Origin of the sequence: Cupriavidus sp. SK-3 (assembly GCF_000611145.1) — a bacterium.
In the GTDB taxonomy this organism is placed as follows: Bacteria; Pseudomonadota; Gammaproteobacteria; order Burkholderiales; family Burkholderiaceae; genus Cupriavidus.
Genome location: NZ_JFJV02000242.1, coordinates 1 through 15,693, shown reverse-complemented (window position 1 = coordinate 15,693; position 15,693 = coordinate 1). Strand labels below are relative to the sequence as shown.

Below are 15,693 nucleotides of genomic sequence, written 5' to 3'. Positions count from 1 at the left end.
TGTAAAGCCGCCCGTCGCATGCACGGTGCCGCAAGCAGGAGATCGGAGTGGAATTGGAGCGACAAAGCCTGGCTGTACTACAGCAGTTCGGGCGAACTTACCGGGCGTATGCGTCGGCTTTCGAGCAACGCATCGGCCACCCGTTGCCGCGCTGGCGCATTCTTTATGCCTTGCACGGCCATGCGGGTCCCATCGCACAGAAGCCGCTGGCCGACCGTGTCGGCATGGACCCTGGCGCGCTCACGCGCCAGCTCAAGGCGCTGCAGGAACTGGGCTGGGTGGAGCGCAATACCAGCGAGCGCGACAACCGCGTGACCAACGTCACGCTGTCGGCGCTGGGCCATAGCATTGTCGAGCAGGCATTGCCGCTGCGCTCGGCCTTTCTGCAGGACGTGCTGGACAAGGTGTCTGAAACCACCATGCGCAATCTCTCAAAGGGTCTGGAGCAGCTTGAGGCCGGCATCGCCGAGGCCGTGCTCCGTACGCAGCAGGACAAGGCCGACGCCGCCTGAGCCATTGCTTGCCGGCGCAAGGGGGCGGTTTTCTGCGCCTCCTCTTCCGCGGGACGTCTTCCCTCGTATCCATGAATTCGCCGCATCCGCTGCTTCGAGGGCTGCCGGATCAGCGGATGCTGTTGCTCGCGCCACCGAACAGCGCGGCAATGGCGAGCGGATTGGAAGGGAAATAGAAGTGCGTATAGGAAGCGGTCAGGGCAACCTGCCGGAACACAGCTTCACCGCGCGCGCCATCGCGCGGCACGGTGGAATGGCAGCAGGGCGCCAGCGGGGTTTGCGCGCTTGAGTAGTGGAAGGTGTGGCCGCGCAGGGTGCCTTCCGGCAACGCAAGCTGTTGATGACCCAGCGCGGCCAGGCGGGCTTGCATCGTTACCGTGCCAGGCAGCAGGCCCGCCATGACGTGGCTTTGCCCGGCTTTGTCCACCAGCGTCTCGAACAGCGCCATCATGCCGCCGCACTCGGCCAGGATCGGCAGGCCGCCGGCATGGGCGCGGCGCAGGCTGTCCAGCATGCCGGTGTTGGCCGACAGGCGCGCGGCGTGCAGTTCGGGATAGCCGCCGGGCAGCCAGAGCGCGTCGCAGGCGGGCAGGCCAGGGTCATTCAGCGGGGAGAAGAAGACAAGCCGCGCGCCGAGTGCCTGCAGGGTGTCGAGGTTGGCCGGATAGAGAAAACGGAAGGCGGCGTCGCGCGCCACGGCGATGGTCCGGCCGGCGAGCAACGGTGCCAGCGCGGGTAATGGCGGCGCTGCGGCAATTTCCACGGTTGCTGGCAGGGCGCCAATCGGCTGCCCGGCCAGCGCATCCGCCAGACGGTCCAGCCGCGCGTTGAGGTCGGGCAGTTCATCGGCCGCGAGCAGGCCCAGGTGCCGCTCGGGCAGCGCGGCCGAATGATCGCGCGCGAGCGCGCCGGCCCAGGCGATATGGGCAGGCAGGCTCTCTCGCAGCATGTCGGCATGCCGCGGGGATCCCACGCCGTTGGCCAGCACTTGCATGGATGCCAGGGGCTGCCGGCCATAGCCAGCCAGGCCGTAGGCCAGCGCGCCGAACGTTTGCGCCATCGCCCCTGCCTGGATCACGCTGAGTACGGGTAATCCGAAATGGCGTGCCAGGTCGGCACTGCTGGGCGTGCCGTCGTGCAGCCCCATGACGCCCTCCACGAGGATCAGGTCGGCTTCGCGCGCCGCCTGCGCCAGGCGCGCGGCGGCGTCGTCGGCGCCGGTCATCCACAGGTCCAGCGAGTGCACCGGGGCACCGCTGGCGGCCGCGAGAATGGACGGGTCAAGGTAGTCGGGGCCGCTCTTGAAGACGCGCACGGTGCGGCCCTGGCGTCGATGCAGCCATGCCAGCGCGGCAGTCACCGTGGTCTTGCCCTGCCCCGAGGCCGGTGCCGCCACCAGCAAGGCGGGCACCCGCAGCGGCCCGGTTGCATCGAGGCGGGGGCCTGGGGCGGTGGTCGTGGCGGGACTGGCGGGGACGGGCATGGCGATGAAGGTGGCTGGGACGGTTGAGCGGTACGGCCGTGAACGGCGCAGCGGGCGGGCGGCAGACGGCAACAGTGCGCACCGTTGCTGCGGCGCTGCGATTATAGCCACTCGGACTGGCCGCCTGGCGCCCCTGCCGGCGCATCGTCCCGGTGCGGAAGGACCAGCCCCTGCTGGGCCGCGAAGTCGAACAACTCGCGTTCGTTGGTGGCCCCGAGCTTGCGCATGGCGCTGTTCTTCTGGCGGCTGATGGTCTTCACGCTGCGGCACAACTGCCCGGCGATTCCTGTGACCGAATTGCCGCTGAGGTATAGGCGCATGACCTCGGACTCCCTCACGGACAAGCGCAGGGCGCCTGCTCGGCCGGGCGTGTAATGAGAGCCGGAATGTTCCAGCACGCGCGCGGCGGATTCACCGATGAATTGCAGCCCGCGCTCGACGCGGATGATGGCGGTCACCAGTTCGTCCAGGTGCGAGTCCTTGAGCAACAACCCGTGTGCCCCGGCGTTCAGGATGGCGCGCAAGACCAGGGGATTGGTGATCATGGTCAGCACGACCACCCCGAGCGCCGGATAGTGGCGCCGCAGGTTGGCGAGCAGGCGGATGCCATCGTTCGCGTTGCGGCATGGCATGTGGTAATCGGTGACGACAATATCGGGCCGGAATGCACGGGTGGCATGGAGCAACTCCATGGAATTGCGGGCATCGCCGCAGATTTCCCAGCCGGTCTGGCTCCGTAACTGGCTCCTGACCGCAAGCGTGATGGCGGGATGGTCATCGGCAATCAGGATTTTCAATGGCATTGCAATACTCCTGCGCGGGCGCAGGCATGCGCGGTGTCGAGGCCGCGCATGCCTGACGCAAGCTGGAATGGCTTGCGGCACGGATGCCGCGAAGAGGGAGGGCTTTAGGGGCGACCCGGGCAACCCGGACAACCGGCGGCGTCTTTGAAAAAACGCGCCGCACGGCTATCGCCGCGCGGCGCGAACAGCACAGGAACAAAGCACCTCCAGGCGCGTGCTTCGCTCGGACGAACGGGAAGCGGGAGGTGCCTGAGCAGGATAAGCGCCGGTGCCGGCCTTCGGTCTGAGACGATTCTCAATTTGGCGCGGAAAGCGGCCAAGGCTGGCGCGAACGGCCAGCAGCGGGCAAGCGCGCCCCGGTGCGGCGTGCCTTGTTATTCGCCTGTTCGCCTGTTCGCCGGTGGATCAGGCGGCGTAAGCGGTGGCGCGGCTCTCGTGTGCCTGGTGGCGGCGGTCTATGGCGCCGACGGGATCGTGCAGGACTGCGCTGCCGATCTCCATGATGCCGAGCAACGTCTTGCCGGCGTTGGCGCGGGTGGGTGCCCAGAAATGCAGGGCGGCCCATTCGGGGAAGCTGCTCGGGGGTGCCAGCAGGCGCGTCTTGTGATGGCGCGTGACCAGCGGCACGTTGAAGTCGAGCAGCGGGCAGATGCCGCCCGCGGCAAGCAGCAGCGCAACTTGCGTGTGCCACGAGGGCACCACGGTTTCCCGATAATCCGGATCCTGCGCGAGACGGTTCAGGAAGCCCTGCAGCGGGCTGCCGGGTTCGGTGTCCTCCTGCAGCAGGATCCATTCGTGCTTGCCTTGCGCATTGTCGTGGCCGCCTGGCCGCGCGACGCTCACCAGCCGGCGCGGGGTTGCCATGATGTTGTGCAGTGCAACGTGATCCGGCACATAGTGGCTGTCAACCACAAAGGCGCAATCCAGCTCGCCGCTGCCGAGCTGCGCGGCCAGCGTGGAGTCGGCGAAGACCGGGCGGGTCATGAAGCGGTCATCCGGGAACTGCTCGCACAAGGTAGTCAGTATCTCGGTGATCACCGGATCTCCGATCGACGGTGAAAACCCGATCGAGACGCGGCGGTGAGGGCTGCTCGCTTCGGCTGCCGGCGTGAGCGGGCGCACCAGGTGAGCCCATTTCGACAGGATCTGGCGCGCGGTCTGTTCCAGCCTCAGGGCGTGGGCGGTTGGCTCCAGCGTGCCATTGCGCTTGATGAAGAGGGGATCGCCGGTGATTTCGCGCAGACGCGCGAGGCTGTAGGCAATGGTCGGAACCCGGCTTTGCGTGCAGGCAGCGACGGCGCTGAGGTCACGATATTCCATCAATAGAACGAAAACATGCAAGAGCTTGGTGCTGACATGCCGCATGGTAACTTCTCCCGATTTGAAGCTTGTTTTTGTCTTCTTCTTGTTTTGTCCCTCCGTCACGGCGACAGAGCACCCTCCACCGTGACAGATAAGACGGCCCTTCCGGTTATGCCATGCCATGTTTCATACGCTGCGGCGGGCCAGAAACCAGGGCCGGCGCGGCATCCGTACGTTAGCGGGGCGTGGCAATCTTCAATATTTCCCAACTAAAGTTGGGAAATGACGAAGCAGTTCTTCCATGCTGTGGCCCGGTATATAGGCGCAACGCTGAAAAAATACATAGCCGACCGGCTTCGCGTTGCGGTTATCGTCGCCCGTCTTGCCCGGGGCGCGAGGCCCGGTTGCCAGCGATCGAAATTTAGTTAATGCCAGACAAGATTAATACATAACTTTGAAACTTGCCAGTGATCTTCTAAAGGCGTTTTTCTAAAATTCAATCAAAAAATACTCTTTGTTAGGACATAAAGACATTGCGATGGTGGTTGTGTTTTATAAGTCATAACTTCGGAGGTTTGTCAGGTGCAGAGGGTGAAAAATGATATTTTTTGCACATTTTCAGGCGCTTTTTGGGTGCGGGGTCACGGGAGGATGGCAAATCCGGAATCTCGAGCCGTTATCAGAGATTGGGGAAATGGAATGTCAAATTTAGGCAATTGACTAGCTTTTTTTGGTGGAAATATCGGCGATCCGGGCGCCGCGAAACTGGACTTAGAAATGTTTTTGTTCGCGAATTGAAAATATTGAATTGCTTTTCTGTCCAGTAGTGCTAAGCTCCAAAGTTTGTCTTCGTGGTCTGTTGTTGCCTTTCGGGCGGCGCGCGCACCGCACCGGGCTTCCTCTCCAATTTGCTTAACTCGCGGCTTGAACACACTGAATTGCCTTTTGCGGTGCGGGTGGTAACTTTGCGGGCAGGGGTGGAAGTGGTCACGCCCGCGCAGAGGCGCGAGCGGCCTTTGCTAGCGGAGGCAGGCAGTGAACAGACGTTTCTCGGAGGAACAGATCCGCGGGTACCTAGCGGAAGCCGCGACCGGCGTGCCGGTCCGCGAACTCTGTGCGCGCTATGGTTTTAGCGACGCGTCTTTCTATGGCTGGCGCATCAAGTACGGCCAGGGCGCCGGCAGCGAAGTGCGCGACAGCCGCAAGATGCGCGACCTGCAGGATGAAAACGCGCGCCTCAAGAGTATGCTTGCGGATGCACTGCTCAAGCTCGAGTTGCTGCGCAATCGTCATGGTCGTGCCGGCAACGGCAAGGAACGAAACTAAGTCCGGATCCGGATCGTGCTTGCATTGCCGGCGGCTGCCGGCCTTAAGGGAGGGACATCGGAAACTTGCGGTTTTTCGGTATCTGCCGGCAGGGCGACCCCTGGAAAATTGTCGCGGAAGGCGAATTGCGCCCCGCTGTGGAGAAACTGAAAAATGAAACGGGCTTCAATCATCATGGCTGCCGCACTGGGCCTGGGGCTGTCGGCCGGGCAGGCCAGCATCGCCGCGGAACTGGAAGTCCCTGCGCCAATGGTCGCGCCGCCACCGCCGCGGCTCCTGCTGGACCCGGCTACCGATAATGTCGGTCCGGCGGCGGACGGAACCCTCACGCCATCCCAGCGCACGCATTGCCAGACCTTGCTCGACAGGATCAGTGCGCTGCCTGCGGGGCCGCAATGGTCCAACAGCAAGTCCTCCGTGACCACCGCCGATGGCAGTACCCATCCCATGCTGGAGCGGCAGGCCGATCGCAAGCGGCTCGAAGAGGCATATCGGCAGGAATGCGCTCAAGAGAAGCGATGACCCGCCAAGTGCCGGGCCAGGGGGAGTCGCCAGGGCGGTTGGTCCTTAGTTCGCTACGCAGCGCTCCGGCGTGATCGTGACTTCGCCCACGGGTTGGTTGCCGTTTCCCAGATAGCGGTAACTGAGTGTGACTCCGAGCCGGCCCAACACCGGTACGTCCGGGTTGCGGCAGATGCCTCGGGCCAGGACAGGACCGGCGCTAGTCATGAAGGCCACCGTGCCTTCGCGGGTCGCGTCAACGCCAACCAGCCGGAGCCGGAACGACACATGTTTGCCGGGAGCGGCGCTGCATCCTTCCAGGCGCGTCGCGCCATCCAGCATGAATGGTCCTGCGCGCGTCAGCTCCTGGCAGGCCGCGCTGAGCTCCGCATCGGGTCCGGCGCCGCCGCCGGTCAGGCGCGTGACGCCGCTCATGCCGGTGCTTTTGCCCTGCACGGTGCCCAGCAGCAATCTGGCCAGCTTCGACAGCGATGGCGGGGTATTGGCTTGTGCGGCGGCCGCAGGCGCGAGTCCGGCGACCATCAGGAAGGCGAGCGGCGCCAGGCTCGCACGCGCTGCGAAAGGAAAATCCCGCATATGGATACAGGTACCGGAGGCGATGTCGATCTCCAGCGGGGAGGATAACGGGGACGATTTCCTTGCCTATTTCCAACGCGCCGGGGATATAGCCTGAACATAGCCGCGTTTGCATGGCGGTGCTGTCCGTGTCCGTCCTACGCTACGGATGAGCGTATCACCCCCGCGAGGGACGGCTGGGGCCTGGGGGAGCCGGCCGCGCTGTCCGTCGCAGTGGCAGGCGGGCGGATCGGCACGCGGTCCGGGTCTTCGTAGACCGCGCAAAGCCCGTCCGGATCGACGATGCGCAATTGCCGCTGCCGCACGGTGATCAGCCCGACGGATGCAAAACGTGCCAGCAGGCGGGATACGGTCTCCAGGGTCAGGCCCAGATAACTGGCGATATCGTTGCGCGACATCGCCAGGGTCAGTGCTGCGCCCGCCTTGCCGCGGCGGCGCTGTTCGACGGAGAGATCGAGCAGCAGCATGGCCAGCCGCTGGGCAGCCTTCATCGATCCGATTGCGACCAGAAGGGTGCGCTCGCGCTCGGTATTGCGGCGCAGTATTGCCAGCATATGTTCGCGGTGTTCGGCGCGGAGCAAGTGTTCGCGCGCCGCCTCGACCGGCACCACGCAGCAGCGCGTATCCCGCATCGCCACCGCACTGGTGCAATGGGCGTGGCCATCGAGATCCTCCAGCCCCAGCACGTCGCCCGGATGGGCGAAGGCAGTCACCTGGCGCCAGCCAAGCGGCGATTCGAATACGGATTTGGTGCTGCCCTGATGTATGGGATACAAGGCCAGTACCGGCCGGCCCTGGCGATGCACGCTCTCCCCGGCACGCCACAAGATGCGAGCCGGAACCAGGGTGCGTTCCCGCGCAGCGTCAGCGTGTGTGGTTTCCGCGTTACGGCAGACTGGCTGGAATAAACACAGCGAGCAGCTTGGAATATCTGCCTGGGGCGTGGTCATGACACTCTCCATTTGCCTGCGATACACGCAAATGCAGTATAACCGGGCAACATTTGCCGCTAACTTTTGATGATCTGCATTCTTTCGTACGGCGAGTTCAGATTTTTAGATTTTTCATGGGTGCATTATGGTGCTCATTGAGGAATGCTGCTAGCGTGCAAATGTCTTGTTTGGATAACATGTCACCAAAAAGCGACGCCTGTCATGCGTTCGCCCTATGATATGCTGCATCGCAACAATGTCGACAGCAGGAGTCTTTCATGGCCAAAAGCCTTTGGGCGGATGGGCATGCACAGCTCCGGCAGATCAGCCGGGTGCAGCCCCAGACCGCGCGCCAACTCAAATCGTGGATCGACCGTATCGCTAATCTCAATCCTGCGGCACCGCGCCTCCGGGCGCGCTCCCCCGCGCCTCTGCCCTTGCCGCCGCGTCCTTCGGCACCGGGTGAATGGGCGTCGCACCACCATCGGCTGTCGCCGCTGCCCGGTGAACTGGTTCCCCGCTTGTCTTATTGGCTGTATGTGCCATCCCGCGTACGCAATGGGCCAATGCCGCTGGTGGTCATGCTCCATGGCTGCAAGCAGACCCCTGAGGACCTTGCCGCCGGCACCCGCATGAATGCCCTGGCCGAGCGCGAAGGCTTTATCGTGGCCTATCCGCAACAACCGCAGCGGCGCCAGATGCAGCGCTGCTGGCAATGGTTCGACCTGGGTGCCGCGGAAGGCGGCCGTGAGGCGCAAGCGCTGGCGGTGCTGATCGACGCGCTGGCAGCGCGTCCGGACGTGCGGGCCGACCAGGTCTACCTGGCAGGGTTGTCCGCGGGCGCCAGCATGGCGGCCGTGGTGGCCTTGCGCTACCCGGAGAAGATTGCCGCGGTGGGACTGCATTCCGGCGTGGTGATCGGGGCAGCGTGCACGCCGGGCGATGGCCTGCGCGCGATGCAGCAGGGCTCCAGCGCGGACCCTGCCGTGCTGCTTGATGCGGCCGGCGTCACGCCGGGCGGCCCGAAGATGCCGGCAATCGTACTGCACGGCATGGACGACGGCGCGGTGCATCCGGTCAACGCCCGCCTGCTGGCACGCCAGTTCCTGGCGTACAACGGGCTGACCGATCGCCTGGACAAACCGGCGAGCGGTGTCGTGCCGCGGCGTTCCGCTAACGCGGCCAGCCTGACGGAGGACCAGGAAGCGGCGGAGCGCGAGCCGCCGGCGGAGACAAGCCATGGCCTTGCGGCCACGGCCATCCTGCCCGCCGGAAACTATATCGAAACCAGCTTCGGCGTCTGGAATCGCGAAATGGTCGCCCTGTGCGAAGTGGCCGGGCTGGATCACGCCTGGAGCGGAGGCGATGGCGACTATGCCTATCACGCGCCGATCGGCCCGGACGCGAGTGCGTTGATGTGGGCTTTCTTCAAGGCGCACCGGCGGTAGGCTGGTGCAACCGGCAGCCGCGCATGCCGATGAGGCGAGCACAAAAAAGGGAGGGCGCAATGGCGGCCCTCCCTTTTCCTATGGCCGGCGCCTGGCTTGGGGCGGGTGCCGGCCACCAGCCGTGCCCTCAGTCGAGCGAGCGGTCCTTGACGAACAGTGCCGTCACCATGCCCAGCAGGCACAGCGCCACCACGTAGTACGCGGGAGCGAGCGGATCGTTCTTGAGCATCAGCGTCACGATCATCGGCGTCAGCCCGCCAAAAATCGCATAGGACAGGTTGTACGAGAACGACAGCCCGGAAAACCTCACTTGTGCCGGGAACGCCTTGACCAGCACGTAGGGCACCGCGCCGATCGTGCCCACGAAGAAACCGGCCAGCGCGTACAGCGGGATCAGCAGGTCGGGGCGCGTGTGCAGGGCGCTGTAGAAGACATAGGAGCTGATCGCCAGCAGCAGGCCGCCGCCAATCAGGGTGATCCTGGGACCCACCTTGTCGGCCATCAGGCCGGCGACCACGCAGCCGATGGTCAGGCACAGCGTGGCGACGCTGTTGGCCACCAGCGCCGTGCGCGCATCGAAGCCGTAGATCTTCTGCAGGAAGGTGGGCGTCATCAGGATCACCACCACGATACCGGCCGACAGCATCCACGTCAGCAGCATCGACACCGCCACGGCGCCGCGGTGATCACGCACGACCGTCTTGAGCGGCATCTCCGCGGCTAGCGCCTTGCGCTTTTGCAGTTCGGCGAACACCGGGGTTTCATGCAGCCAGCGGCGCAGGTACATCGAGCCGATGCCGAACACACCGCCCAGCAGGAAGGGCAGGCGCCAGCCCCACTCGACCAGTTCCGCCGGGGTGAAGATGGTGTTGATGCCGGTGGCCACCAGGGAGCCCAGCAGGATGCCAGCGGTCAGGCCAGCGGTCAGCGTGCCACAGGCGTAGCCGGTGCGCCGCGCCGGCACATGCTCGGAGACGAACACCCAGGCGCCAGGCACTTCACCGCCCACGGCGGCGCCCTGCATCACGCGCAGCAGCAGCAGCGCCACCGGCGCCAGCAGGCCGATCGCATGGTAGGTCGGCAGCAGGCCCATCAGCAGTGTCGGCACCGACATCAGCAGGATCGACAGCGTGAACATCTTCTTGCGGCCAAGCAGGTCGCCGAAGTGGGCCATGATGATGCCGCCCAGCGGGCGCGCCAGGTAGCCGGCGGCAAAAATGCCGAAGGTCTGCAGCTGGCGCAGCCAGTCCGGCACCGACGGCGGGAAGAATAACTGCCCGATGACGGTGGCGAAGAAGACAAAGATGATGAAATCGTAGAACTCGAGCGCGCCCCCGAGGGCGGCGAGGGCAAGCGTCTTGTAATCCTGTCCGGTCAGGGGGCGCGCATGCGGCATGCTGCGCGCGTTCTCTGCACCGACAGTACTGCTAGGGGTGGACATGAGGAGACTCGCATGGAAAAAGTTCGCATGCGAAGCGCGCAACACGGTTGACGTGGAGGGTTCTGGCCGGAGGGTACAGCGCGGGAGAAGCAGGCTCTAAGTGGCGGATAAGCCGCTGGCATGCGACAAGACGCTTCGCAAAGGCAGGAAGATACCAGATCGGCGGCAAAGCGGCTGTCGCCATCCGACTTCAATTCATTTTCAGCCCGTCCTGAATTCACTTTTGATTTCAATCTAATGTCTTTGCTTTGCCCCCAAGCGTTGCCATAATGTTGCTAAAAAGTGAAATCCGGGCCACAAAGTGGTCGATTCGCCCGCCGGCGCAGCGTGGAATGCCATTTCCATGCATGCCGCGAGCGGGTCCGTAATGCGGACGCAGGGTATTGGGGTTGAATCTTCTGGGATCACATGGCAATCAAGTTCTCCATGCAGGCGGCAACCGCCACACCGCGCCGCAGGGCCGGCGTGCGCGTGGCAGGCGGCATCGTGGCCGCGCTGGCGGTGTTCGGCCTCGCCGGGTATTTCGGCGGACCACCGCTGATCAAGTCCTTCGTGGCCAAGCAGGCCAGCGAAGCGCTTGGCCGCAAAGTGACTTTCGGGGGCGCCCAGGTGCGCCCCTTCTCGCTGGCGGTCACTGTTTCCGATATCAAGATCTACGAGCCTGACGGCACCACGCCCATGCTGAGCGTGGGCGAGGCCGAGATCGATGCCGCCATCGCCTCGCTGTGGCATATGGCGCCGGTGGTGGATGCGGTGCATATCGACCGTCCCGCGCTGCGCCTGGCGCGCGACGCCAACGGCCGCATGAACTACGCCGACATCGAAGAGCGCTTCGCGGCCAGGCCCGCCGCGCCAAAATCCGAACCGGCGCGCTTCTCGATCAACAATATCGCGCTGACCAGCGGCAGCGTTTCGTTCGACGACAAGCAGCTCAACCAGACGCAGCGCGTGGACAACCTGACCATCACGCTGCCCTTCCTGTCCAACCTGCCGCACGACGTGGAGATCGTTACCCGGCCCACGCTGAGCGCGAGCATCAATGGCTCCGCACTGGCGCTCGACGGCACCATGCTGCCGTTCGCCGCGTCGCGCGAGACCCATCTGACGCTGAACCTGGATGGCCTGGAACTGGCGCGCTATATGCCGTTCGCGCCCAAGCTGAAGGACGCTGATATCAAAGGCGGGCTGCTCGATACGCGGCTCACGCTGGGCTTTATCCAGGAAAAGGACAAGCAGGATGTTTTCCTGTCGGGTACCGCAGCGCTGCGCGACGCCGATATCCGCAAGCACGACGGCGCGCCGCTGGTGAAGGCCGGACGGCTTGCCGTGGACATTGAGCGCATCGAACCGCTGGGCCGGATGGTTCACCTGCGCAGCCTCGCCGTGGATGGCCTGGGCGTGCAGGCCGTGCGCCGCGCCGATGGGTCGCTTGACCTTGCCGAGGCATTCCTGCCGCAAGCGGCCAAGGCGGAGAAGCCCGCCAGCGCGCCGGCACCTGCAGCATCGGGAGCGGCGGCACCGGCATCCGCGCCGGTGGTTGCCAAGGCCAGGCCTGCATCGGCACCGGCCGCAGCCGGGATCGCACCGTTGCCGCCGGCGGATAAGCCCTGGCGCTACGCGGTCGACCAGATCACGGTCAAGCAGGCCAGCCTGGGCCTGCGCGACGAGTCGGCGCCGTCCGGCCCCGGTACGCTCGCGCTGGGGCCCCTCGACGCCGATGTCGCCGGACTCTCCGGCGACAGCGACAAGCCTGCCAAGGTCCAGGCCAAACTGACGATCGCCGAAGGGCAGACCCTCAGCCATGAAGGCGAGCTGTCGCTGCGTGGCGGCACCATGGATGGCACGTTGCAGGCCAGCGGCGTGAAGGCCCAGGGGTTTGCCGCATGGTGGCCGGCAGAGCTGCGCGCCCAGCTCGGTGACACCGCGGTCAACGCCGAGCTGCACTACAAGATGGCGTGGGGCGGGCCCGCCTTTGCCTTCTCGCTGGACAAGTCCCGTGTCGAGCTGGCGCCGCTCTATCTGACGACCAGGGAGCCGGTGACGGTGGCGCAAGTGGCGGCCTCCACCACCGGCACAGGCAACGCCGGCGCGGCCGATAGCGCTCGCCGGCGCGATGCGCGCCGCGCGCGTGGCCGCGACGACAGCGATGGCGCCAACTTGCCGATGATGCGCGCCGAGCGCGTGGCGCTGGAAGACATCGCCTTCGACCTTGGCGCGCATTCATTCCAGGCAGGCGAGCTGGTGGTGGCCAAGCCGCAGGTCGCGCTTACGCGCGACTATCATGGTGAATTGCTCGAAAGCGCGCGCCTGTGGGCCGCGCAATCGGGGCAGAAATCCGCCCAACGCGCGACCGGCGCTCAGGCCAAGGCTGTCCAGCCCGATAGCGCCGCGGCGGCCAAGCCCTTGCCCTGGAAGGCGCAACTCAGCAAGTTCTCGCTGGATGGCGGCAACATGCGCGTGACCGACTACGCGCCCTCGGCCGCTAACCGCGACCGCCCGGTCATTCATCAATTCCGCAACGTCAGCCTCGGTACCGGCGCGTTGAACTGGCCGATGGCGGCTGGCGCCATCCCGGTCAAGTTCAAGGCCGAGGCGGGACGGCGCGGCATGATGTTGCTCGATGGCACCGTGCTGCCCACCGCTCCCGCAGTGCAAATGCAGGTGGACCTGCGCGAACTCGATCTCGCGCCGCTGCAGCCCTACCTTGCCGACCGCTTCAACGCAGCCTTGCGTGGCGGCACCGCCACCGTGAAAGGCCGCCTGGGCGTCGAGGCGCCGTCCGGCAAGCCGATTGCGGCGCGCTTTGCCGGCAATGCGCAGTTCGGCAATGTGCGCAGCGTGGACCGCGTGACCGGCGACGACTTCCTGCGCTGGCGTTCGCTGGCGGTGAACGGCATCGATTTCGCCATGGGCGAGGCCAAGGGGCCGATGAAGGTTGGCGTGGGCAGCGTGGCGCTGTCGGACTTCTACGCGCGGGTGATCCTCAATGCCAATGGCCGCCTGAACCTGCAGGACGTGATGGCTGGCGGGGCCGCCAAAGGCGAAGCCGCGCCCAGCACCAGCCTGACGCAGGCCAACCCGGCCTCGGCGCCGGCTGCCACCCCGCCGGCACCTGCGCCGGCACCGGCGGCCACGGCCGCGGCGAAACCGCAGATCCGCATTGGCGGCGTGACGGTGGAGAAAGGCAATATCAATTTCTCGGATTTCTTCGTCAAGCCTAACTACACCGCCAACCTGACCGATATGAAGGGTTCGGTCTCCAAGGTTTCGTCGACGGAGCCCGCGCCGGCCGATCTCACGCTGGCGGGCCGCATCGACGACGACGCGCCGGTCAATATCGACGGCAAGCTCAACCCGCTGGCGGACCAGCTCTACCTCGATATCGCCGCCAAGGCCTCCGGCGTGGAACTGACCCGGCTGACACCCTACGCGGCCAAGTACGCCGGCTATCCGATCACCAAGGGCAAGCTGACGGTCGATGTGGCGTACAAGATCGAGAACGGCAAGCTGGACGCGCGCAACCATCTCTATCTAGACCAGCTCACCTTTGGCGACAAGGTCGACAGCCCGACAGCGACCAAGCTGCCGGTGTTGCTGGCGGTCTCGCTGCTGAAGGACCGCAACGGTGTGATCGACATCAACCTGCCGGTGTCGGGCTCGCTGTCCGATCCGGAGTTCAGCGTCGGCGGCGTGATCGTGAGGGTGATCGTCAACCTGCTGGCCAAGGCGATTACCTCGCCGTTCTCGCTGCTTGCCTCGGCCTTTGGCGGCGGCGATGAACTGGGCTACGTGGAGTTCGCGCCGGGCACGTCCGCGCTTACGCCGGCGGCCAGGCAGAAGATCGCCACCCTCGGCAAGGCCCTGGCCGACCGCCCGGCCCTGCGGCTGGAGATCAGCGGCCGCATCGATCCGGCCACCGACATGGCCGGTGCGAAGCGCGCCTGGCTGGACGCGCGGGTAAAGGAGCAAAAGGCGCGTGAACTGCGCGCCAGCGCTCGCGAGGGCGCCGTGGCCGAGGAAGGGGAAGAGGGCGAGCAGGGCGCCAAGGTGACGGTGTCGCCGCAGGAGTATCCCAAGTATCTTGAAGCGGTCTACAAGCGCGCTTCGTTCAAGAAGCCGCGCAACGTGATTGGCTTGTCCAAATCCTTGCCGACCGCGGAAATGGAGACGCTGCTGCTGGAGAACGCGCCGGTAACCGATGTGGAACTCAAGCAACTCGCCGAGCAGCGCGCGCTGGCGGTGAAACAGGCACTGGAGCGCGACGCCAAGGTCCCGGAGAGCCGTTTGTTCCTGACGGCGCCGAAGCTGAATGCCGAAGGCATCAAGGATAAGGGTGCGCCCAACCGGGTCGATTTCGCCATCAGGCAGTAAGTCATCCCAGGCAATCCTGCCTGTGCAGAAGGGGCGGCACTGCCGCCCCTTCTGCATGGCACATTGGCAGCGTGCTGGCCAAAAGCCTGTATGATTTCGCCCGGAATCGATACAGGAGTGCGTTTTGCAGCAGGAAGCCGTTGCCTACAAGACTTGGGTTTGCGTGATTTGCGGATGGGTCTACGACGAAGAACAGGGCTGGCCGGATGACGGCATTGCGCCCGGCACTCGCTGGGAGGATATCCCGGAAGACTGGCGTTGCCCTGAATGTGATGTGGGCAAGGGCGAGTTCGCCATGATCGAAATCTGAGCGCAAGCCCGCCAGCCGGCGAGGCTCGCAGGCCGATACCGGTGGGCAGGAATCGCGTTTGGCAGCGTGTTTAGTGGCGCTGCATCTGCCGGCATATCCCGGCACGCCTTCTTTGCTCCGCGCAGCGGCGATAGCGCATGCGGTAGGGGTGGCTACAACGCCAGATCGCGGTCACCACGGTGACCAGCAGGAATGCCGCCATCAGGGCGGCCAGCAGATCCAGTGTCATAGCGGCTCCTCTCCTCAAGCAAGCCGGGAACGCTCGAAGCGTTCAGTTCAGATAAGTAAAGGCAACGCCTCCAGCAAGGCCACCGCCAGCAGAGCCCCGAATATCGCGCCAGCAGCGCGGCAGCTGATGCGCAAGGCGCGGGCTGTGAACGGAATACCGCCGAAGGCAATCATGCCGACCAGCGCCATCGGGATCAGAAAAACAAGATCATGTGAGCTAAGGTGCAGCACGGCTGTCTCCTGTCTCTTTCCTTGTATTTCCAGTATAGAAAGTGTCTCAGGTAGACCAAGGACGATGACATCGGGGTTGTCCCTTAAGGCACTTTCTTGTGGGGGGTTCTTGCCGGGTTGACTGGTTAGGTGAAGGCTTGAAACCTCTTAAAGTCAAAGGCAGTTTCACCACCCCTTCGGGGCGGCGACCTACTTTCTTGTCTTGCCA

At 64.8% G+C, this 15,693-nt stretch carries 14 protein-coding genes; 6 read left to right on the top strand and 8 right to left on the bottom strand.

The features are described 5' to 3' along the window. The first annotated feature begins 47 nt into the window (after positions 1-47). Entirely contained in the window at positions 48-512 is a 465-nt protein-coding gene (locus CF70_RS25285) for a MarR family winged helix-turn-helix transcriptional regulator (protein ID WP_035871100.1), read from the top strand. A 109-nt stretch (positions 513-621) separates the two neighbouring features. Here CF70_RS25285 and CF70_RS25280 read toward each other — a convergent pair whose 3' ends face one another. The 3 genes from CF70_RS25280 to CF70_RS25270 all read right to left on the bottom strand — a co-directional run bounded on the left by CF70_RS25280 (position 622) and on the right by CF70_RS25270 (position 4,163). Further along, a complete protein-coding gene (locus CF70_RS25280) occupies positions 622-1,995 on the bottom strand; it encodes a cobyrinate a,c-diamide synthase (RefSeq protein WP_235185204.1) in 1,374 nt (457 codons plus the stop codon). A gap of 101 nt (positions 1,996-2,096) precedes the next feature. Beyond that, entirely contained in the window at positions 2,097-2,798 is a 702-nt protein-coding gene (locus CF70_RS25275) for a response regulator (RefSeq protein WP_035871097.1), read from the bottom strand. A 405-nt stretch (positions 2,799-3,203) separates the two neighbouring features. Beyond that, the gene (locus CF70_RS25270) at positions 3,204-4,163 is read right to left on the bottom strand and encodes a LysR family transcriptional regulator (RefSeq protein ID WP_035871095.1); all 960 of its coding nucleotides are present in this window, start codon (positions 4,161-4,163) and stop codon (positions 3,204-3,206) included. A 972-nt stretch (positions 4,164-5,135) separates the two neighbouring features. Here CF70_RS25270 and CF70_RS25265 point away from each other — a divergent pair. Together CF70_RS25265 and CF70_RS25260 are read left to right on the top strand one after the other, a co-directional pair. Continuing rightward, positions 5,136-5,426 carry a transposase gene (locus CF70_RS25265; protein ID WP_035871092.1) on the top strand — a complete coding sequence of 97 codons (291 nt, stop codon included), beginning with the start codon at positions 5,136-5,138 and terminating at the stop codon, positions 5,424-5,426. A gap of 153 nt (positions 5,427-5,579) precedes the next feature. Further along, a complete protein-coding gene (locus CF70_RS25260) occupies positions 5,580-5,948 on the top strand; it encodes a hypothetical protein (RefSeq protein WP_235185203.1) in 369 nt (122 codons plus the stop codon). A gap of 45 nt (positions 5,949-5,993) precedes the next feature. On the opposite strand, the gene CF70_RS25255 is transcribed toward CF70_RS25260, so the two are convergent. Then, entirely contained in the window at positions 5,994-6,524 is a 531-nt protein-coding gene (locus CF70_RS25255; RefSeq protein WP_035871090.1) for a hypothetical protein, read from the bottom strand. A gap of 137 nt (positions 6,525-6,661) precedes the next feature. Then, positions 6,662-7,474: a Crp/Fnr family transcriptional regulator gene (locus CF70_RS25250; protein ID WP_035871087.1), complete on the bottom strand. Its 813-nt coding sequence runs from the start codon at positions 7,472-7,474 to the stop codon at positions 6,662-6,664. Positions 7,475-7,734: 260 nt separating this feature from the next. Here CF70_RS25250 and CF70_RS25245 point away from each other — a divergent pair, with 260 nt between their 5' ends. Beyond that, positions 7,735-8,904, top strand: a complete 1,170-nt coding sequence (locus CF70_RS25245) for an alpha/beta hydrolase family esterase (RefSeq protein ID WP_035871084.1) — start codon at positions 7,735-7,737, stop codon at positions 8,902-8,904. A gap of 127 nt (positions 8,905-9,031) precedes the next feature. Here the strand turns inward: CF70_RS25245 and CF70_RS25240 are convergent, their stop codons facing one another. After that, positions 9,032-10,345: an MFS transporter gene (locus tag CF70_RS25240; protein ID WP_035871081.1), complete on the bottom strand. Its 1,314-nt coding sequence runs from the start codon at positions 10,343-10,345 to the stop codon at positions 9,032-9,034. A 408-nt stretch (positions 10,346-10,753) separates the two neighbouring features. Between CF70_RS25240 and CF70_RS25235 the strand changes: the two genes are divergently transcribed. Together CF70_RS25235 and CF70_RS25230 are read left to right on the top strand one after the other, a co-directional pair. Next, on the top strand, positions 10,754-14,716 hold the full coding sequence (locus tag CF70_RS25235) for a DUF748 domain-containing protein (RefSeq protein WP_035871078.1): 3,963 nt from the start codon (positions 10,754-10,756) through the stop codon (positions 14,714-14,716). A 124-nt stretch (positions 14,717-14,840) separates the two neighbouring features. Continuing rightward, positions 14,841-15,026: a rubredoxin gene (locus CF70_RS25230; RefSeq protein ID WP_035871075.1), complete on the top strand. Its 186-nt coding sequence runs from the start codon at positions 14,841-14,843 to the stop codon at positions 15,024-15,026. A 70-nt stretch (positions 15,027-15,096) separates the two neighbouring features. Here the strand turns inward: CF70_RS25230 and CF70_RS37065 are convergent, their stop codons facing one another. Together CF70_RS37065 and CF70_RS25225 are read right to left on the bottom strand one after the other, a co-directional pair. Then, a complete protein-coding gene (locus CF70_RS37065) occupies positions 15,097-15,255 on the bottom strand; it encodes a hypothetical protein (protein WP_200876807.1) in 159 nt (52 codons plus the stop codon). 47 nt (positions 15,256-15,302) lie between these two features. Further along, positions 15,303-15,485 (bottom strand): hypothetical protein, encoded by a 183-nt coding sequence (locus CF70_RS25225; protein WP_035871072.1) that lies wholly within the window; start codon positions 15,483-15,485, stop codon positions 15,303-15,305. Positions 15,486-15,693 lie beyond the last annotated feature (208 nt).